25 protein-coding genes and 1 pseudogene are annotated in these 16,688 nt (G+C 58.6%); all 26 read right to left on the bottom strand.

Annotation, left to right across the window (positions count from 1 at the left end; genetic code table 11):
• Window positions 1–2,381, bottom strand: a 2,381-nt coding sequence (locus GIW79_RS28240; RefSeq protein WP_236477455.1) for a phage tail tape measure protein, incomplete at its 3' end; no start/stop codon positions are given.
• 25 nt (window positions 2,382–2,406) lie between these two features.
• Complete coding sequence (locus tag GIW79_RS28235; RefSeq protein WP_054917174.1) at window positions 2,407–2,661, bottom strand: hypothetical protein; 255 nt, start codon at window positions 2,659–2,661, stop codon at window positions 2,407–2,409.
• A 29-nt stretch (window positions 2,662–2,690) separates the two neighbouring features.
• Complete coding sequence (locus GIW79_RS28230; protein WP_054917176.1) at window positions 2,691–3,038, bottom strand: phage tail assembly chaperone family protein, TAC; 348 nt, start codon at window positions 3,036–3,038, stop codon at window positions 2,691–2,693.
• 9 nt (window positions 3,039–3,047) lie between these two features.
• Entirely contained in the window at window positions 3,048–3,539 is a 492-nt protein-coding gene (locus tag GIW79_RS28225; protein ID WP_034127816.1) for a phage tail tube protein, read from the bottom strand.
• A 59-nt stretch (window positions 3,540–3,598) separates the two neighbouring features.
• Window positions 3,599–3,967 (bottom strand): tail completion protein gp17, encoded by a 369-nt coding sequence (gp17, locus tag GIW79_RS28220; protein ID WP_236455337.1) that lies wholly within the window; start codon window positions 3,965–3,967, stop codon window positions 3,599–3,601.
• Entirely contained in the window at window positions 3,964–4,455 is a 492-nt protein-coding gene (locus GIW79_RS28215) for an HK97-gp10 family putative phage morphogenesis protein (RefSeq protein ID WP_236455331.1), read from the bottom strand. The genes gp17 and GIW79_RS28215 overlap by 4 nt, the downstream gene beginning before the upstream one ends.
• A gap of 2 nt (window positions 4,456–4,457) precedes the next feature.
• Window positions 4,458–4,784, bottom strand: a complete 327-nt coding sequence (locus tag GIW79_RS28210) for a phage head closure protein (RefSeq protein WP_054917181.1) — start codon at window positions 4,782–4,784, stop codon at window positions 4,458–4,460.
• Window positions 4,781–5,098, bottom strand: a complete 318-nt coding sequence (locus GIW79_RS28205) for a head-tail connector protein (RefSeq protein WP_054917183.1) — start codon at window positions 5,096–5,098, stop codon at window positions 4,781–4,783. Before GIW79_RS28205 ends, GIW79_RS28210 begins: the two co-directional genes overlap by 4 nt.
• Window positions 5,095–5,277, bottom strand: a complete 183-nt coding sequence (locus GIW79_RS28200; RefSeq protein WP_236455329.1) for a hypothetical protein — start codon at window positions 5,275–5,277, stop codon at window positions 5,095–5,097. Before GIW79_RS28200 ends, GIW79_RS28205 begins: the two co-directional genes overlap by 4 nt.
• Window positions 5,278–5,317: 40 nt before the next feature.
• The gene (locus GIW79_RS28195) at window positions 5,318–6,523 is read right to left on the bottom strand and encodes a phage major capsid protein (protein ID WP_236455327.1); all 1,206 of its coding nucleotides are present in this window, start codon (window positions 6,521–6,523) and stop codon (window positions 5,318–5,320) included.
• A gap of 10 nt (window positions 6,524–6,533) precedes the next feature.
• Window positions 6,534–7,187, bottom strand: coding sequence for an HK97 family phage prohead protease (locus GIW79_RS28190; RefSeq protein ID WP_198843280.1), 654 nt, complete (start codon window positions 7,185–7,187; stop codon window positions 6,534–6,536).
• Complete coding sequence (locus tag GIW79_RS28185; RefSeq protein WP_236455325.1) at window positions 7,165–8,376, bottom strand: phage portal protein; 1,212 nt, start codon at window positions 8,374–8,376, stop codon at window positions 7,165–7,167. Before GIW79_RS28185 ends, GIW79_RS28190 begins: the two co-directional genes overlap by 23 nt.
• On the bottom strand, window positions 8,376–8,567 hold the full coding sequence (locus GIW79_RS28180; protein WP_236455323.1) for a hypothetical protein: 192 nt from the start codon (window positions 8,565–8,567) through the stop codon (window positions 8,376–8,378). Before GIW79_RS28180 ends, GIW79_RS28185 begins: the two co-directional genes overlap by 1 nt.
• The gene (locus tag GIW79_RS28175) at window positions 8,564–10,291 is read right to left on the bottom strand and encodes a terminase large subunit (RefSeq protein ID WP_236455321.1); all 1,728 of its coding nucleotides are present in this window, start codon (window positions 10,289–10,291) and stop codon (window positions 8,564–8,566) included. The genes GIW79_RS28180 and GIW79_RS28175 overlap by 4 nt, the downstream gene beginning before the upstream one ends.
• Window positions 10,292–10,777: a phage terminase small subunit P27 family gene (locus GIW79_RS28170; protein WP_186625539.1), complete on the bottom strand. Its 486-nt coding sequence runs from the start codon at window positions 10,775–10,777 to the stop codon at window positions 10,292–10,294.
• Between the two features lie 159 nt (window positions 10,778–10,936).
• The gene (locus GIW79_RS29710; RefSeq protein ID WP_323556082.1) at window positions 10,937–11,089 is read right to left on the bottom strand and encodes an HNH endonuclease signature motif containing protein; all 153 of its coding nucleotides are present in this window, start codon (window positions 11,087–11,089) and stop codon (window positions 10,937–10,939) included.
• Window positions 11,090–11,301: 212 nt separating this feature from the next.
• Window positions 11,302–11,484, bottom strand: a complete 183-nt coding sequence (locus GIW79_RS28160) for a hypothetical protein (protein ID WP_044275235.1) — start codon at window positions 11,482–11,484, stop codon at window positions 11,302–11,304.
• A 60-nt stretch (window positions 11,485–11,544) separates the two neighbouring features.
• Window positions 11,545–11,862 carry a hypothetical protein gene (locus tag GIW79_RS28155; RefSeq protein ID WP_044275237.1) on the bottom strand — a complete coding sequence of 106 codons (318 nt, stop codon included), beginning with the start codon at window positions 11,860–11,862 and terminating at the stop codon, window positions 11,545–11,547.
• The gene (locus tag GIW79_RS28150) at window positions 11,862–12,233 is read right to left on the bottom strand and encodes a chemotaxis protein (RefSeq protein ID WP_068966468.1); all 372 of its coding nucleotides are present in this window, start codon (window positions 12,231–12,233) and stop codon (window positions 11,862–11,864) included. Before GIW79_RS28150 ends, GIW79_RS28155 begins: the two co-directional genes overlap by 1 nt.
• Before the next feature lie 118 nt (window positions 12,234–12,351).
• A complete protein-coding gene (locus GIW79_RS28145) occupies window positions 12,352–12,915 on the bottom strand; it encodes a hypothetical protein (RefSeq protein ID WP_236455319.1) in 564 nt (187 codons plus the stop codon).
• A 3-nt stretch (window positions 12,916–12,918) separates the two neighbouring features.
• Entirely contained in the window at window positions 12,919–13,236 is a 318-nt protein-coding gene (locus tag GIW79_RS28140; RefSeq protein WP_236455317.1) for a hypothetical protein, read from the bottom strand.
• Entirely contained in the window at window positions 13,233–13,433 is a 201-nt protein-coding gene (locus tag GIW79_RS28135) for a hypothetical protein (RefSeq protein WP_236455316.1), read from the bottom strand. Before GIW79_RS28135 ends, GIW79_RS28140 begins: the two co-directional genes overlap by 4 nt.
• Before the next feature lie 2 nt (window positions 13,434–13,435).
• Complete coding sequence (locus tag GIW79_RS28130) at window positions 13,436–14,731, bottom strand: tyrosine-type recombinase/integrase (protein ID WP_236455315.1); 1,296 nt, start codon at window positions 14,729–14,731, stop codon at window positions 13,436–13,438.
• Window positions 14,728–14,937, bottom strand: coding sequence for a hypothetical protein (locus GIW79_RS28125; protein ID WP_057977662.1), 210 nt, complete (start codon window positions 14,935–14,937; stop codon window positions 14,728–14,730). The genes GIW79_RS28130 and GIW79_RS28125 overlap by 4 nt, the downstream gene beginning before the upstream one ends.
• Complete coding sequence (gene dnaB, locus GIW79_RS28120) at window positions 14,937–16,307, bottom strand: replicative DNA helicase (RefSeq protein ID WP_057977661.1); 1,371 nt, start codon at window positions 16,305–16,307, stop codon at window positions 14,937–14,939. Before dnaB ends, GIW79_RS28125 begins: the two co-directional genes overlap by 1 nt.
• Window positions 16,300–16,688: pseudogene (locus GIW79_RS28115) on the bottom strand (helix-turn-helix domain-containing protein); the annotation flags it as partial. The gene dnaB and the pseudogene GIW79_RS28115, both read right to left, overlap by 8 nt.

Here is a 16,688-nt window from a genome sequence, read left to right as displayed (position 1 = left end):
ACGATAGAGTTTGTGAATGCGCCACCATCGGCGAACATCTGCACGCCGCCCGACCATGCGCCGCCCTTGGCTTGTGGGAAGTAGCTTCCGGAGTAACCCCCAGCAGACGCCCCCAAGTTGGACGAAGTGGCACCAGCAGACCCGGCCGCAAGCCCATTGCCGCCAGCTGCACCACCACCGAAGTAACTGGCCGCCGCACCGACCAAGCTGCCCAGCAGAGCCGAACTTGCCTGGCGGGCAGCGATGCGCGCCATATCGGCCAGAATGGATTTGGTGAAGTCGGCAAACGACGCCTTACCGGTGATGGCAAAGTTCACCAGCGAATCTTCCATGGAGCTGAAAGCGTTGCTGAACATGCTTTTCGTCTGGCCGGCGACGTCTTTGGCGCTATCCAAATAGTCCTGCCAGGCGCTCTTCGCGCCGTTTGACCAGTCGCTTTGCGCAGAGTCCATCTGCGCCCATCCCTCTTGCATCGCAGCCACTTGCTTCGGCAGGTACGCATTTGTCAGGTCAATCTGGTCTTGAAGGGCTTTGCGCTGAGTGTCAGTTGTAGCTGTTGCAAGCTCGGTCCGAAGGGAAAGAACTTTATCGTTGGTCTGACGCTCAAGCTCCAGGCGCTCGAGATAGCGATCGGACTCCTTGCTGCCCATGCCGACGGCCGCAGCCTGTGCCGCATACTGCTCGCGCTGATTGTTGAGCTGCCGCTCCAAGTCAGCCTGGAACTGCATCGCCTGGGAAAGACCGGTGGCGGCGTTAACCGCCTCGTTGAACTGGCTCGCCAACCAAGCGGTGGCTTTACCGTACTGCTCTTTGGAGATTTTTCCGTTTTTCTCCAGCAGTGCGATCTGTCCGGTCTGCTTGCTGAATTCGTGCGCCGCAGCGTTTACCGGATCATAGGTCTGACGGAGCTGATCAAAAGCCGTGGCGGCCTCTTTGAGCTGGGCATTGAGTTTGCTCTGGGCATCCGTGGCGGCTTTAGTGGAGCCGTTGAGCTGGGCGACCTGCTTGTCGATTGCCTCAATTGCGCGCCTGTAGCGATCAGCGTTGGCGGGATCTTTGGCCATTGCCGCAACGAGTGCAGCACGGTCCTCCTGCAATTTGTTCAACCGGTCATATGAGTCGAGCAGCTTCAGTGATGCCGCGGTGGTACCAGTAAATGCCGCGGCGACTTTTTGCTCTTGCTGCTCAACCTGCTTGTTTCCCTCAACCAGTTTCTGATCGCCCCAGCCGCGCAGATCGCTATAGGCCTTGTAACTCGCTAGACGCTCATCCGATGCTTTCTTGGCGGCCCCCAGGTCCTGCCCGAACAGGTCCCCAACGAATAGCGTTGGGTTGGTGGCGAACTTGTTGAGCGCGCCCTGCGACTTGTTATAAGCATCCAGTGACCGGTTGGTGGCCTCCTCGTCGGAGACGCCGGCCAGATGTCGTGTTTTCCGGTCCGTTGAGAAAAAGGACGTGACCTGCTTCAGGTCATTGGCCATTGCGCGCAAGTCGTTGGGCAGTTGTGCCAGGCCGCTTGCGGCGGCGCCGGTCAACTTCACAACCAGCGCGGCCAAGTCTGCCATGCCCTGCTGGAACGCTGGATCCTTAACGATATCGCGCAAGCCATCGAGCGAGTTTTGCAGGGGGCCCATATCAACGTTTGCTAGCCCGGACACGAACTCGTTGCGCAACCCTTCGACCTGGAACTGCAGGTCTTGGATGATTTCGTTTGCGCGCACCAGGTTCGCGATCTGCGCAGGATCCATTGCGATCCCAAAGTCCTTTGCCTGGGCCAGGTACTTGCGCAGACTCTCGCCCCCTTTATCGAGCAGGGGCAGCATCCGCGAAAGATCGTTGCCAAGGCTCTCGAGGATGTTGATTTTCTCGGACTGCGTTGAGACCTTTTTAAGGCCGTCAGCGATTGCCAGTAGCTGCTTGTCGGGCGCCATTCGCGCCAGCTCTTCGGCTGACAACCCCAGCTTTTTGAGACCTTCTATGGCCTCCCCGCCGCCGGTGATAACTGCATCGCCGATTTTGTCGCCGATATCCTTGAAGATGTCGGCCATCTTGTCGCCGCTGAGTCCGGCGCGCTCGGCGGCATATTGCCACTGCTGCAAGACAGTGGTCCCGATACCCAGGGATTTGGCCCACCGGTCGGTCTCGGTGGTCGCCGCCGCAGTGTTTTTAAGCATCACCAGCGAGGCGGTACCCACACCCAGGGTGGCGGTCACCACAGTTGCAAGTGCGCCGCCGATCTTCTTGCCGGCGGCCTCGGCACGAGCCTCCATCTCCTTCATGCGCTTTTCGGTGAGGCGGCCGGCTTTATCCATGCCTTGCTCGAAACCACCGATGCGCGCAATCAGGTCCAGCGTCAGCGTGCCGAGTGAACGAGTAGCCATGGGCTATTTCCTGTGGATGCGCAGGTCATGCCCATTCGGCCATTGCCGTCTCGAGCGATACCCCTGCTTTTTCTTGGTGAGGCATGAAGTCGATCAACTCTGCGGTGCCGCCGCCCAGCCGATTCACCTGCAGCGCAATGATCGCGCCCATCTGCTCGGATCGATTCGCCAAGTTGAAGGAACCATGTTTGTTTCTGTATGCAGCCCAGGCCATGGCCTCGGGATAACTGATATTGGCCTTGGCCTCTGCCACTGTTCGCCCGCCGACTCCGTTCAGCACCAGCTCATGCCAGAACTCATCGGCGGCTGTTAGTTTTTTGTGCGGTCGGCCCCGGTGTTATTGACCTCATGCACGGCGGCAAGAATGGCCCAGCCCAGACCAGGGTTCAGGCGGTAGGCATCCTCGTAGGAAATTGCCTCTTCGCCGTTTTCGCCGAGCGTCACGCAAGTCGAGATGTACTTTGCATTGCGGCTCTGCTCTGAATCGCTGGCAGAGAAGAGCTTTTCGATCATGCCGAATGACTGCGGCATTACGAAAATCGAGAACTTGTCAGTGACAGGTTTGCCCTTGGTGTCCTCGTGTTTCCACACAACCGCTTTTTTTACCATGGCGCCGCCGACGAGACCGCCGGCAGCTTTCAGTTCAGTCAGGTTCATGTTTCGCCCTTATGTGGTTTTCTTGATCCAGGCGGAACCGCCCGAACGCTGAATGGTTGCAGTGGTGGTCACGACGGTGTTTGCAGCGAACGAGAACGGGAAGTCCGACACGTAACCTTCAAACACGAACCAGGTCCGCGTGGCCGGCAGTTCGAAATCATCGCCGTCAGTTTCAAGCGTTGGCAGCGCCGTACCATCAGACCAGCCCACCGCCCACTTGATACTGGTATCGCCGTCAGCCTCGGAAAGCTGATGCAGGCGAATATGGCTAGCGTTGTTGGGATCAGCATTCAAGCCCAGGGAAGCCTGGCCAGGGGTGCGCAAGCCCTTCTTGTAGCTGCGCTCCTTGGCGCTCAGGCACGTATCTTCAATCTGGTCAGCCGGCGCACCGCCTGGGTCAAAGCTGGTGGCACACTCCACCTCCATGACGGTATAGGGGCCGGTGCCGGACAGCGGTGGAACGAGGGCAAAGACCTGCGTGCCCTGGGTGAGAATGGACATAGGTGTCTCCTGCGGACAAAAAAATACCCGCTCATGGCGGGCTTGGGTTTGGGGCTTGGTTATCGGCGGACAATCCAGTCCACGTCGAAGCTGTATCGATACAGGCCTGTCTCCGCGTCCTTGGTTTCACCGTTGTAGCTGGTAATAGTTGCGCTCAATTCGACCGCATATTCAATGGCGTGCCCAGCAGCCCGAGCTGCGGCGGCGGTGGTTCCGTAAACATCCACCTGAAGGCCGTAGGCCTCTGCATCAGGACGTCCAGCCAAGAAGCTTTCCGGCGAGCCGTTGACCACCTGCCATACGCAATACGTTCCCGCAGGCGTGTCAGGCGCCATGCCGAACAAATAGAGCCGCGTCGGGTTGGTGCCCAGTAGCGCCGTGACGCTAGGATCAGCAGCAGCAACTTGAAAGATTGGCGGATACTTCATTGCGATGCCTTTTTGGCTGCACGCTTTAGGGCGCGGTCGATGGCTTTCTCGTACTCGGTTACGAATGTGTCAGTCGCTGCGCTGATATTGTCGGCAAGGGCTTTACGCATAAAAGGAGAGCCGTGCATTTTTACAGTCCCAAACTCCCAGAGCCTCCAGTGGGGGGTTGGCCCATTGGCTGATAAATCAGGTGTGGTCCCCTTTTTGGGAAGGACCGCGCCATGCAGCACACCGACCCGAAAGCCCAGATTTCCTGTCTGCTTAAACAGCCGCCCATTCCAACGAAGCGCGATGTTTTTGGCGATCGACCGGCCCGTTGCCGTGTCGTCCAGCTTTTCGGCGCCCTCCTTTGCCTTGTTGGTCACCAGTTGAGCAGCTTTGCGCAACGCCGAGCGCCCACCTTTGCGCTTGAGGTCGTATGTCACTGCCTCAAGCTTGCCGAGCAATGAATCTAAACCGGTGATGCTGAACTCCATGCCATCAGCCATCCTTAGCCCTCCCTTGAAACCAGAATGGTCAGGTACTCAATCCCAGACTTTGGATCTTCCAGCGGTCGGCCTTCGATGCTGTAAAACTCGCCGCGGTGCACGATTCGCATGGTCGAGTCGATACCTGCGCGGTAACGAATGACGACGCGAGCTGTCAGCTTTGACTGGATAGCAGCTGCGGCAATGAGGTCGCGAGCAGATAACGGACTGACACTGGCCCAGACCTTCGATACATCAACCCATGAGGGGGTCATTTCCCCCGTAGCCTGATCTTGCACGTACTCGGGGCGCTGGATGGTAATTCGATGACGAAGATCGCCGGCTCTCATATATTCACCCAGCGGTGAGGCTTCCAAAGAGCACTGGTTGCCATAGGCAGTTCAACCGCTACGCCACCGATCACCACCGACTCCTTGTCGCTGTACCAGTGACCGATCAGCATCAGCGCGCCCTGCTTGATCGCTTTAGTCATCAATAGCGCGTTGCCGACTGGATCAGGCAAAGTTCCTTCTGGATCGACCAAGGTGCGATTGGTCCAGGTCTCAAACGCACTGAGAGCTGCATCCCTGTAGCCCTCAATTAGCGCATCCTCATCGTCATGGTCGACCCGTAAGTGAGCCTTGACGATGGGCAGATCAATCATGGCTTGCTCCGTGGCTTGCGCTCGGCCTTCGGTTCACCTGCAAGCGTGGCGTACTCCAGATGCTCCACAGCAACGATGGCGCATCGCTCAGAGACCTCCTGCTCGCCCACCTCTATCTGGATCACATGATTACCGTCGACCGCGAACAGGAACGGCTTGGTAACAATGATTGTTGGCATAAATCCTCCGCAGGATGGGCGCCCGAAGGCGCCCTCCCAATTAGGCTGCGGCACTCAGGGTGAGAATCTTCACGGCCTGGGAGTCGACCAGCATGCCGCCGACGCGCTTGGTGGTGTAGAAGCCAACAAACGGCTTGTTGGTGTAGGGGTCGCGCAGCACGCGGGTGCCGATACGGTCGACAACGGTGTAAGCGCGCTTGAAGTCGCCGAATGCAATGGCATTGGCATCGGCGGCGACATCCGGCATGTCTTCGTTTTCGGTGATGCCGTAGCCCAGAAGGACCGACGGCGCGCCCGCTTCCAGGCCTGGGCGCCACAGGTAGTTGCCCTCGCTGTCCTTCAGCTTGCGGACATAAGCAACGGTCAGGTTGCCCATCATCCAGGTGCCGTTAGCGCGGTAGCCTGCCTTGAGGGCGTGAATCAGGTTGATCAGGCTGTCGCCAGTGATCGCGCCGGCGGTGCCAGAGACGAGCTTTTGCAGAACACCGAACGCACGCTCATCGTCGGCCTTCAAATCCAGGCCGTAAGCCAGCAGGCCTTTGGGCTTGTTAACGCCATCACCCACCAGGAAGGCATTCCCTTCTTTCTCGGCGAAGTCGCGGGCAACCTCGCCATTCAACCATCCCTCAGCATCGAAGAAGATGTCGTCAAGGCTGGTCTGAGTGGCTTGTGGGTTGGCGTACAGCTCACCCATAAAGGCAGAGATGTTACCCAACTTCGGAGTATTGGTAGCTGGGCGCGGATCGGTTTCACCAACCCAGCCAGCGCCGTTACCGCCGAGGTTTACCAGGCGTTTGTAGTCCGGGCTGCCAACGATGATTTGGTTGCACACCTGGCGCATCGGCGAGGTATCACGCAGCAGCTCGATGATGCTGCGATCCAGCTCTTCTGGAACCGCGAAACCGCCATCGGCATCAACGCCTACTTGCAATGCCTTGGCCTGCAGTTCGCCCAGGCCGGTTTCGATACCCTTGCGCACGAACTGCATGAAAGCAGCCTTGTGTTCGCTGGCAGCTTTGGTGCCGGTACCGTCTGGACGCTTGAGGGCCAGCAGCTCTTTTTCCAGATTGCTTTTCAGCTCATCCAGCTCGCTCAACTTTTCATTGAGAGTGTCGACCTGTCCGGACAGCTTGCCCTTTTCTTCTTCCAGGCCATCAATGCGCTTGTCATTGGTCTTTTTGAATTCGTCGAACTTCTTGCCCAGGGCTTCAGCGACGTCATCGATATCTTTCTTGTCAACAGCCATGAGAGGCTCCTTAAATGCGGGTCAATAGTGATTTGAGGGATTGCATTGCATCGTCGGCATCCGCCTCTCGCGGTGACACTGCGCCGTAGCCCTTAGCCATAAAGGCCTTGGCTTGTGAGCCAGAAAACCCAACCTCTCGAAGGGCTCGCTCCACTTTGCTGGGCGGCGGTGTTTCGCCGCGAGCCAGCAGAGATTTCACATCAGTAATACGGGCCTCGTCGTTCGCCGGAAAGGTGACCAGGGATACTTCCCACAGGTCGATTGCCTTCAAGATCCAGACGCCTTTTTCCTTGTCGTATTCGTAGTCATCGAGCATGTAGCCAATGGACATGCCGGTCAGGCTGCCGGCCTTCATATGGCCGTGGGCTCGCTTGGCCAGCGGGTCCGCGTCAACGAGTAACTGACCTTTGACGTACAGGCCAACGTCGTCCTCGCGCATCTCGGTGTAGATGCCGATCGGCTCGCTCATGTTGTGCTGCCAGAGCATCGCCGGGAGACGCCCTTTCTCTTTCCATTTGGCCAAACTGGCTGCGAATGCGCCGCGAATTACCACGTCGCCGTAGCTGTCTTCGACTCCGAACACCGAGCCATAGCCTTCGAACTCACCGCTGTCGCTGACCGATTTAATGGTCAGCGGCAGATCAAGACGCTGTTTTGTCTGCATCGTCGGCAGCCTCTGGGTTGGTGGTCATATTCATTGGGGTGAGGTAGATATCTCCGCCCTCACGAGGGTTTTCGTCCTCCAGCTCCCGGCAGTCGTTGGGGCTCAAGATCCCCCACTGAATGCCCTTGCCGTAGGACTCGTACCGCCCTTTCAGATCGCCGCGCATCAAGGCGCCGGCGTTGAACTTGGCGTAATGAGTGAGGCGGTCTTTCTCGTTAAGTAGCCCAACCTGAATGCGGTGCTCGATGCGGGTCATGATCGGAACCAGCGAATAGTTCACGAAACTCATGCCCATATGCTCGATGTTGTTGAGCGTCATCTTTTCCATGCTGGCCACCAGGTGCGGCGGCACACGGAACAGGCCGCAGATCTGCGCCTCGGTCAGCTTCTTGGATTCGATAAACTGGGTGTCTTGGGCGTTGAGGCTGATCGGCTTCCAGTCCAGACCCATTTCCAGAATCATGGGCTTATAGGCGTTTGCCACCCCCATGTGTTGACCTTGAAAGTCCTCTTTCAGGCGCCCGAATGCCTCATCGGTAAGCTGTTGTTCCGTCCGCAGGACACCACTAGTTACGGCGCCGTTGGTGAACAGCTTGGCGGCGTGAGCGTCCATCGCCTGGCCTAGCCCAAGCGCCTGACGCGCATAGGCGATCGGATTCAGCCCGTTGAGCCCATCCAGCGTGAACAGGCGAACATGCCAAATCTCATCTTGGGTTAGCGTTTGAACGCCCGACTTGAAATTGACCTTGTATTCAACTGTCCAGTCGTCCTTGAGCTTTGGCGTAACGATGTCCGGGTTGAGCGGTAGAAGCTCAACCACATTGCCAAGCGCCTTCACCTTGTAGGCGTAGAAGTTGCCGCGTAGGCATAGGCATGCCACCAGCATCTCCCAGAACTCCTGGGCGGTCATGTAGCTGTTGGGAGCCATGGTTATCAGGGGATAGAGCCGGTGTCCTGTAGCGGGTAATCGGATACGCCCCGTTTGCTTCAATAGCCTACAAGGCAGCATCCCCATCGACTCAGCCAGCACCCGCACGCAATTGAATACAACCAACTGCTGCATGGCACTGGTGGTTGTTACCCGTTGGCCGGCGTTGCTTTCATAGCCAGCCCCCAATGCCTGGGCGAGCTTCTCCGGCGTATCAATGATCTGGGTTTCGCTTTTCCTTCCAAGGAGTGAACGGAGCATCAGCGTCCACCTCGCACAATCGATACCACGGCAAGAATGATCAACAGCGCGCCGCATACCGTTAAAGCAAGCGGCTCGCCCATCCACGCCCAAAGGCCGCGCGTCAGCAAAGCCAAACCAAGGACGCCGACGATATCGGGGGCAGCCTCCTTCAGCGCCTCCAGCTTGGGCGGCTTGATTTCGTCGGTCATAGGGTTCGAATTCCGTGCTTTGAAATGTGATCAGAGAGGGTGTCGTCTGGATGTAGGTTTGCGAGAACGCGACCGATAGCCATGATTAATGCAACGGCACCGTCGATTTTGTTGTCGTCGCCTTGCTTGATCGGGCGCACCACATCATCGTTACCAGGCAGGTTCTTGCCGATAACGTTGCCGATACACCAAGTCATGATCGGGTTGCCATCGTGATGGAACCGGCCTGACTCAATGGCTGCTTCCAGCTCCTTCATTGGGTCCGATAGGTTGGTGTAGTTCTGGGTGGTGGTTATTGGATTGAACCCCTCGTCATCCAAGTCGTGGCTCAACCCGGTAGCGCCAAACGGGTCAATTGGCGACTCCCTCAAAGGAGCCTGATGATTGGCCTCCTTCGTATCTTCGAGGATCTCTCGGTAATCAACCTCGGCCCCATCAGTTACCTCAAGGTGCCCGGAGTGAATCCAGGCCTGGAACCGCTCCGACATCCGTTTGTTATCTGCATTAAATGCAGTGTCATAAGGAACCCAGAACTTCGGGACCACGCTGTAGTAGTGAATCTTTCCGTCGATCATTCGCCAGAACAGCCGAGCCCTTGAGTTCATGTCGAGCTTTCGCGCTAGGTCGAAGCCCGCGTTCCACTCTTGGCCCTCAAACTGCTCCAGAGTCAACGTGGTGTCTTCGCAGGCCTTCCAGCTTTCCATGTTGTAGAAGCCGGACTTGGCGCTCACCCATAGGTTGAGGTGCTTTGTCTTGAAGGTATTGGTGAACCGGGCTGAGCGTATTGCCCTGGCCTGCTGGCTCTCCAGATACTCCTGGAACACAGAAACCCCGTGGTTCGGGTTGGCCTTGGCCAGCATCTTCGGGTCAGTCCAGTCATCCCCCTCATCCAGCGTCCAGATCCAACCGAACAACTCGTCGTCGGGCACGGTGCCCTCGAGCATCTCGATTACCTGTCGGCGCTTGTCGTAGCAAGGCCCCTCAATGTCGGCGCCGGCGGTGGTGATGATGAACATCAACGGCTGCCGTCTGGCCCCCATGCCAGTGAGCATGGTGTCGTATTGGGCTGACGTTGGGTGTTCGTGGTATTCGTCGACGATGGCGCAGCTGGGTGAAGCGCCATCGCCGGGGTTGCCGATCAGCGGCTCGAAGCGGCTGAAGTCCGATGGGATGTTCATATTGGAGGCGTTCACCTCAATTCCGGCGGCCAGCACCAGCATTGGCGACTTGGTAACCATCAGCTTCGCCGGGCGGAACACTTCCCAGGCTTGTTTCTCTGTCGTAGCACCGGCATACACCTCGGCACCGTACTCGCCATCGGCGACGAACATGCTGATGCCAACACCACCAGCAACGACTGATTTGCCGTTCTTTCGCGGCACCTCCCAGTAGCTCTCGCGGAAGCGCCGGTAGCCGCCCGTCTTCCTGACCCAGCCAAACGTCACCGCAATACCGAACAGTTGCCAGGCCTCAAGGGTGATCAGTTGTCGCTTGAATGCCCACTCGCCCTTGGTGTGCGGTAACAGCTGCATCAGCTTGAGCTTCTTCTCGGCCTTGGCTGGGTCGAACCTGAAGCGGAATGCGCGCTTGCGGCTGGCAGCCACATCATCGAAGTGGCGTTGCACGGCCTGGTGAATATAACGGCATGCCGGAACCTTCCCGCGCAACAGAGACCTACCCCACGCCATCGCCTTGTCGACGTTGGGATGAGCGGACTTGGCCATTTAGGATCTCAGTAGTTGGGCGAATTCGTTGGTTTCTTTCTCCTTGTTACCGCCGATCAGGCGCGTACGACTGGCCGGATCGAGCCCAAGCATCGAGCCGAACGTCACTATTTGGCGCATCGTTTCGTTGGCGGCGGTCAGGGCGGGATTCTTTATCGGGCCACCCTGGGCTCCAGCCACCACGATTCCATGCTGCTGGACTGACTCTTGGGCCATGCGCCAGTTGTCATATGCAACGCAAAACGCTTCGACGTTGTGCAGATCGGTGATCGCTACCACGTTTTCGCGGAGCAACTCGGGGACAACCATGCGCCACATTTGGGCAGCGCGGTCAGTCAGCCACTCGGGCGGATCGACATTTGTGATCTTTGAAAACTCTGGCTCGGCCTTGTTGAGTGCTCGCTTGCCAGGATTTCCGGCGAGCAATTTCTTGGCCGTCGGCTTGGGTTTGCGACCACGGCCGGCGACCGTGGCGGTGCCTCCCATCGCGCAACTCCTGGATTTTTAATTTCGCGGGTGTAAAAAAACGATTGAGGGCGCGGTCTAGAAGCGAAAAGGCCCAGACTTTTGACCCTCCCCCTCCCTATCGGCGCGAATAATTCTCATTTGATCGTTTTTCACTGGTTTTTGGTCGATTTTCTGTTTTCAGCGCCGGGAATTGCCGAAACCACCATCCTCGGAGGCCGTTTTGCTGGAGTGGCACGGGCCGCAGAGGCTTTGCCAGTTGCCCCGATCCCAGAAGAGGGTCATGTCACCTTTATGCGGGATGATGTGGTCAACATCCGTCGCCGCGACCACCTTGCCTGCCTGCTCGCAGCATCTGCACAGCGGATGCTTGGCCAACCAACCAGCCCGGGCCTGCTGCCACTTATAGTTGTAGTGGCGCTTGGTGCTGCTCTCTCGGGGCTTGGCCCAGGTCGAGCTCTTGAGTAGGTGAGCGTGATCATCACAGTACCGAGGGTTACGGGTCAGGGTGTTGCACCCCTGGGCATTGCACGGCTTCTGCGGTCTCAGCGGCACGGGGTGCCATCCATGTACGTCAGCGGGCGGGCATCAGGGTCCTGCTCGGCCTGATCCTCTGCCAGCGCCTGGATCAGTAGCGCTTGGTGCGCCTCCATCCGCTCCAGCAGCGCGGTCTGTTTCTTCATCTCGGCCAGCATCTCGGCCTGTAAGCAGTACGCTTGCTCGCTCATAGGCCAGCCTCTTCATCTTGTTGAACCATTCGCGCCGGGCGGCGCATCCACTGCAAGCCATCACTGACCTACCCGATTGAGCGCTTCATCCGCCTTGTCTACAGCCTGGGCAGCAGTGGTTGCAGCCTTGGTGGCCTTGTCGGCGGCGGTGCCAGTCTTGCGGGTCAGTTCTTCAAGACGCTTGTCCCGCTCTTCCATGGCCGTGTCGTAGGCCTTGCGGATGTCGGTGATCTGCATGCTCTGCTTATCGGCGAGTGCCCAGTAAGCAGCCTGATAGCCAAGAACAGCACCACCACCTACCAGCAGCAAGGCAATAGCCCAGACCTCAGTCCGCCTCCACCAACGCCGTGCGATGAACTCCAATGCGCATCTGTCCATTACGCGATACCTCCGAGCTTGGTGCGCAGGCGGGTGATCTCTTCACTCTGCAGGGTGACGCGCTCGGTGAGTTGCCCGACCTGACTGGTCAGAGCTTCGATCTTGCCTTCCATCCTGCCCACGGCTGCCGCCAGATCGTTACGCTCTTTCGCGAATTGATCAGCGCGGGACTCGGCTTCTTTACGGGCGGCGCGCTCTTGGTTGAGTAGCTCATTGAGCCGACGCAGGGTGCCGATATCGGCGTTGTCCATCGCGCGATCGGTTGCATCCTTCGACAAGAACTTGCGAAGCCAGAGCAAACCACCAAGCACGACAGTGGCACTACCGCCCAGCCAGGTAGCTGTGCCCGGGCCGAGGTCAGTAGGATCCATCCGATACTCCAGAAACGAAAAAGCCCCGCACAGTGGCGGGGCTCAGAATTTTTGGTCGTCTCTCATAACGCGCAAGATCGACATGATGGGGTTAATTTACGGCCAGTCGGCCAACAGGTCAAGCGGCATCAACAAAGATTTGCTCGCTGTCGAATATCTCGGTCGCATGGATCACAGCCTGCTCTTCGAGCTTCTCCAAACACTTGTGGATTCCGCCTCGCCAGTTGCGGCGGGTGCGCTCCGGCGAGCCAGCCAGGTCCCAGGTATTCATGTCGTAGAACTCAGCTGGCAGCACGATCATGTCGGTGGAACGCTTGCCAACCTGGACGCCCTTCAGCTTCGGTATGGCCCAGGCCGTCAGCGCCTTATAGATGAACAGCTGCGGTGCCGGCGAAACCATGCGCGCTACCAACCTGCCAATGGCACCGACCTTGTTGGCCTTGTGCGTGGAGTACTTGGCCACCAGCACATCCCACTGGGCTGGGTCGAGCTGACGGTGCAGCAACGCATAGAGGCAGCAGTCGTAATCGAACTTGTCCCTGACCGACAGCGTGCTACCCGTGCCGCCCTGGCGCAGATCGGCGTCGATAAGTTTCTGCCATGACTGCTTGGTGCTGTTGTCGATGTTGTCCGCTGCCAGAACACGCACCAGGGTGCCCATCACGTCTTTGTACATAGCCATGGCTCAATCCCCTGTGAAGTTGGTGCCGCCGGCGCCGCGGCGGTTGTTCTCGTTGTATTGCGCTTCAGCACCGGCAGGCTTGAAGCACTTGAACTGCAAGATCTGCTGCTCGGCAGCCTGGAGGCGAATGCTCAGCTGCGTCACAAGCACCTCCAGCGGCAGTGCCTCACCGGTTTCAGCGGTGACCCAGCCCGAGGCGTTGCACTGCACGCAGGCCAATTCGTGGAAGACACCCTTGATCACGGCCTTGCCACGGCATGCCGAGCACCTGGCCAGGTCGAGCTGGGCGGCGCGGAATGCTGGGCCGTGGCTCTTCTTCATTTGGCCTCCAGTAGCTGCTCATGCAGGCGGTAAACGTTTGGTCCGTCTCCATATGGCCAGTGCTGGACGGACAGGTCTTTACCGGTCTGCATGGTCAGCACCAGGTGCTTGTCGCCATTCCAACTCTCGAAGCGCATCGAGCTGACTTCGGCCGGATTCACGGCGAGACCAGAGGACTTATCTAGCAAAATCATCATTTTTAAACCTCGCCCTTAACAAATTGTGGTTCTGGCTCGCAGGCCCCGCCGTTCAAGGCGTCTACGAGGTTTTGCGAATCTTCATATCTAACACCTGTCTGCATGTGGATCGCCTTGAAGCCACGCTGATCTAACCAGTTGTGCCACTTCACCAGGGCAAGGCGGCGCTGCTCCTTGGCCTGGGTGTTGATGTAAGTGGAGGCGATCTTGCCCAGGGAGTGGTTGAGCAGCATCTCGCCGATGTGGCCGTCGACGCCGAGGTCAGTCCACGCGGTACGGGCCACCTTGCGCAGGTCGTGACTGGTCCAAGCGCCCTGCCCTAGCCGTGTGAATACCGCGCTCGCCTGGTGATCACTGAGTGCCTTGCCACGGCGTGACGGGAACAGGAGCGGCCCTTCGTAGCCCTGGGTGTTTTGCCGGATGCGGTATAGCTGTAGGAGCGAACACACCTGATCGGTCAGCGGTACCCGCAGTTCGGTCTTGGTCTTGGTGTGTTCTGCCGGGATGAACCACTCACGCTCTGGCAGCGCGATGTCGGCCCAGCGGGACTGGCGGGTCTCGCCGATCCGGGTGCCATGGCACAGCATCATCAAGGCCAGCATGGCGTCACCCGGCGCACTGTCGAAGCGCTCGGCCAGCAGGCTCACCAGGTCCTGCAACTGCACGTCACGCAACCGCGCCGGCTTGGGCAGGATCCGCGCCGTGGTGAAGTTGACGAACTTCATTTCCGCCATCGGGTTGACCGGGATCAGGTCCAGCTTGCGCGCCTGATGGAAGGCCACCGCGAGCAGCCGGTACAGCTGCTGCACGTAGGACAGCGATAGCTCAGCCTGGGCCGGCCACATCAGCAGCTTGTCGAGGGTCTGGGCGCTCACGTCACGCAGTAGCAGATCGTCCAGGCGGGGCTTGAGCTGGCAACTGATAGCCGACTTGCCCGCAGCTCGGCGCTTGTCGGACAGCGAACGCGACTTGGCCATGCGGTCACCGAACCAATCGAGCAGCTCGCCGACGGTCACCCAGCCCGAAACACTGGCCGCGCCGTCGGCAGCAACCCGCAGGCGTACCGCCGGCAGTGCCGCGATCACCTGCTTGGTGGTCAGGTCAGGAAAGCCGCCGATGCGATGCCATTTGCGCTTATTGAGCAGGTACCAGGAGCCGCGCGTGCGGTTCTTGGCGAAACGGAAGTGCAGCGCAGGGTGGCCAGCGTCCCGCAGGTCGCGCACATGCTCAAGCTTGGCATTGCGGGCAATCTCCGCGTCCGACAGTTTCACCGTCAGGGTTTTGATTTGAGTGCTCAAAACGTACCCTCCGCTGGTTCAAGAAGGTCGACAACCTCATATGTAGACGGCCACATCGAACCGCCGTATCGAATGGCCATGGCCCTGTCGAAAAAAAGAGCCAGCGCGTGGTCTGGTGTGCTTCCCAGCTCTATCTTGGAGGAGCAGCAAAACACCGCGTAGCGGTACAAGTCAGGCTCGGGAACGGCGAGGCGGGGATCTGCCATTAGAATTGATCCTTTTGTTTGTAGCGGTCAGCCATGCTGGTGACCTTTGCAGGCTTGGACGGCTCAACCCATCCAGCAGCCAGTTGTTCAAATCGGCTGTACTGCCCAAGGAAGGCGGCGCGCACGGTGCCACCTGCAATATCCCGGCCCTTGCCGATGATGATTTCGGCAATGCCTTTGGCCTCACTGTGTTCGTGGTAAACCTCGTCGCGGTAGACGAAAAGGATGATGTCCGCGTCCTGCTCAATAGCGCCGGATTCGCGCAGGTCAGAACACATCGGTCGTTTGTTGGGGCGCTTCTCGCACTCGCGGGAGAGCTGGCTGAGCAAGATGACTGGAATGCCAAGCTCACGGGCCATCAGCTTCGCCGTCCGCGTCATATGGCTGACTTCCTGTTCACGACTGAAGGTGCGCGAATCTGATTCGATCAATTGCAGGTAATCGATCACCATCAGATCCAATCCGTACCGGCGCTTGTGACGGCGTGCGGCAGCCCGCATACGGTTCATCGACATTGACGCACGGTCCGACAGGTACAGGCTGGAGTGCTTGAGCTTGCCGGCCGCACTCATCAGCTCCGCGCCGTGGCTGTGGGGAGCCTTTCCGTTCTTGATCAAGTGCAGGGGGATACGCCCTTCGGACGCCATGAAACGGTCCATCAGGCCGGTGTTATCCATTTCGAGACTGAACGCCATCACGCTCTTACCCTCGCGGATAGCGGCATTGGATGCGATGTTCATGGCCAGGGTGGTTTTACCCATGGCCGGGCGGCCCGCAATGATGATCAGTTGGCCAGGCTTCAAGCCCTGCAGCTTCTCGTCCAGATCGCGAATGCCGGTGGATAGCCCGTCAATCTCGTCACCCCGGTCGGCACGGGCCTGAAGCACTTCGATGTAGTCATCCAGGATGTCCTCAGCCTTGATCACCTCGGACGTGGCCGACTGGCTGTCGACCGCCTGGGCCTCGGCCTGCACCGCTGCCACCTTGTCCACGGTGGTCTGGTCGCCGTAAGCGATATCGTTGATCCGAACGCTCAATGCGATCAGTGATCTATCCAGGCTGCGCTCACGAACGGTTCCGGCGTACGAGGCAGCGTTCGCAACGCTTGGAGTGTTACGGGCGATATCGGCGGCGTACGCGAAGGCGGGAGAACCGCAAGGCAGGTCCCCGACACGAGCGCCGATAGTCACGATATCCACCGGCTGGCCTGCGCCATGCAAGTCCAAGATGCCGCGATAGATGGCGGCGTTATCCTCGTAGTAGAAATCCTCGACCGACAGGTCAGCACTGAGCAAGTCGATCAACTCAGGGCGCAGGAACATGGCCCCCAGCACACCGTGCTCGGCCTCAAGGCTGTATGGGTCACGCATTGAAATTACCCTCGATGACCTTCACGAAGTTGGTCGGCGCAATGAGCCAATCGAACACCGCGCGGAACGGTTTGCCGGCTCGCCCTTCTGTCTGGCCCATCAGGAATGGGCTAGCGGCGACCAACTTGAAGAAGTCCGACCAGAAATCGAGATCTTGGTGAACCACACTCTCATTCCACCGGGCGTTGAGCGTAGCTACACGGCTCTTGGTGATCATCACTACCCGAGGAAGCCCAGGAAGGGTTTCGTTGAACAGATCGACGATGGCCTGAGTTGGGCATTTCGGCTTCGAGGCTTTCGCCGGATTTGCATCAACTCGAGAAGGTGATGGTTCACTTGGTGGTTCTATTACGGTTCTGGGTGCGGCTGCTGCGGGGGGGG

It is taken from the genome of Pseudomonas sp. PA-7-1E, assembly GCF_021605325.1.
GTDB classification, from domain to species: domain Bacteria; phylum Pseudomonadota; class Gammaproteobacteria; order Pseudomonadales; family Pseudomonadaceae; genus Aquipseudomonas; species Aquipseudomonas fluorescens_BV.
Note: the sequence above shows the minus strand (reverse complement) of the source record. Positions and strands in the feature narration are given on the sequence as shown.

Coding starts and splice junctions, on each gene's coding strand:
- GIW79_RS28230 (WP_054917176.1), bottom strand. CDS start 3,038: ATGAACCTGACTGAACTGAAAGCTGCCGGCGGTCTCGTCGGCGGCGCC.
- GIW79_RS28225 (WP_034127816.1), bottom strand. CDS start 3,539: ATGTCCATTCTCACCCAGGGCACGCAGGTCTTTGCCCTCGTTCCACCG.
- gp17 (WP_236455337.1), bottom strand. CDS start 3,967: ATGAAGTATCCGCCAATCTTTCAAGTTGCTGCTGCTGATCCTAGCGTC.
- GIW79_RS28215 (WP_236455331.1), bottom strand. CDS start 4,455: ATGGCTGATGGCATGGAGTTCAGCATCACCGGTTTAGATTCATTGCTC.
- GIW79_RS28210 (WP_054917181.1), bottom strand. CDS start 4,784: ATGAGAGCCGGCGATCTTCGTCATCGAATTACCATCCAGCGCCCCGAG.
- GIW79_RS28205 (WP_054917183.1), bottom strand. CDS start 5,098: ATGATTGATCTGCCCATCGTCAAGGCTCACTTACGGGTCGACCATGAC.
- GIW79_RS28200 (WP_236455329.1), bottom strand. CDS start 5,277: ATGCCAACAATCATTGTTACCAAGCCGTTCCTGTTCGCGGTCGACGGT.
- GIW79_RS28195 (WP_236455327.1), bottom strand. CDS start 6,523: ATGGCTGTTGACAAGAAAGATATCGATGACGTCGCTGAAGCCCTGGGC.
- GIW79_RS28190 (WP_198843280.1), bottom strand. CDS start 7,187: ATGCAGACAAAACAGCGTCTTGATCTGCCGCTGACCATTAAATCGGTC.
- GIW79_RS28185 (WP_236455325.1), bottom strand. CDS start 8,376: ATGCTCCGTTCACTCCTTGGAAGGAAAAGCGAAACCCAGATCATTGAT.
- GIW79_RS28180 (WP_236455323.1), bottom strand. CDS start 8,567: ATGACCGACGAAATCAAGCCGCCCAAGCTGGAGGCGCTGAAGGAGGCT.
- GIW79_RS28175 (WP_236455321.1), bottom strand. CDS start 10,291: ATGGCCAAGTCCGCTCATCCCAACGTCGACAAGGCGATGGCGTGGGGT.
- GIW79_RS28170 (WP_186625539.1), bottom strand. CDS start 10,777: ATGGGAGGCACCGCCACGGTCGCCGGCCGTGGTCGCAAACCCAAGCCG.
- GIW79_RS28160 (WP_044275235.1), bottom strand. CDS start 11,484: ATGAGCGAGCAAGCGTACTGCTTACAGGCCGAGATGCTGGCCGAGATG.
- GIW79_RS28155 (WP_044275237.1), bottom strand. CDS start 11,862: ATGGACAGATGCGCATTGGAGTTCATCGCACGGCGTTGGTGGAGGCGG.
- GIW79_RS28150 (WP_068966468.1), bottom strand. CDS start 12,233: ATGGATCCTACTGACCTCGGCCCGGGCACAGCTACCTGGCTGGGCGGT.
- GIW79_RS28145 (WP_236455319.1), bottom strand. CDS start 12,915: ATGGCTATGTACAAAGACGTGATGGGCACCCTGGTGCGTGTTCTGGCA.
- GIW79_RS28140 (WP_236455317.1), bottom strand. CDS start 13,236: ATGAAGAAGAGCCACGGCCCAGCATTCCGCGCCGCCCAGCTCGACCTG.
- GIW79_RS28135 (WP_236455316.1), bottom strand. CDS start 13,433: ATGATGATTTTGCTAGATAAGTCCTCTGGTCTCGCCGTGAATCCGGCC.
- GIW79_RS28125 (WP_057977662.1), bottom strand. CDS start 14,937: ATGGCAGATCCCCGCCTCGCCGTTCCCGAGCCTGACTTGTACCGCTAC.
- dnaB (WP_057977661.1), bottom strand. CDS start 16,307: ATGCGTGACCCATACAGCCTTGAGGCCGAGCACGGTGTGCTGGGGGCC.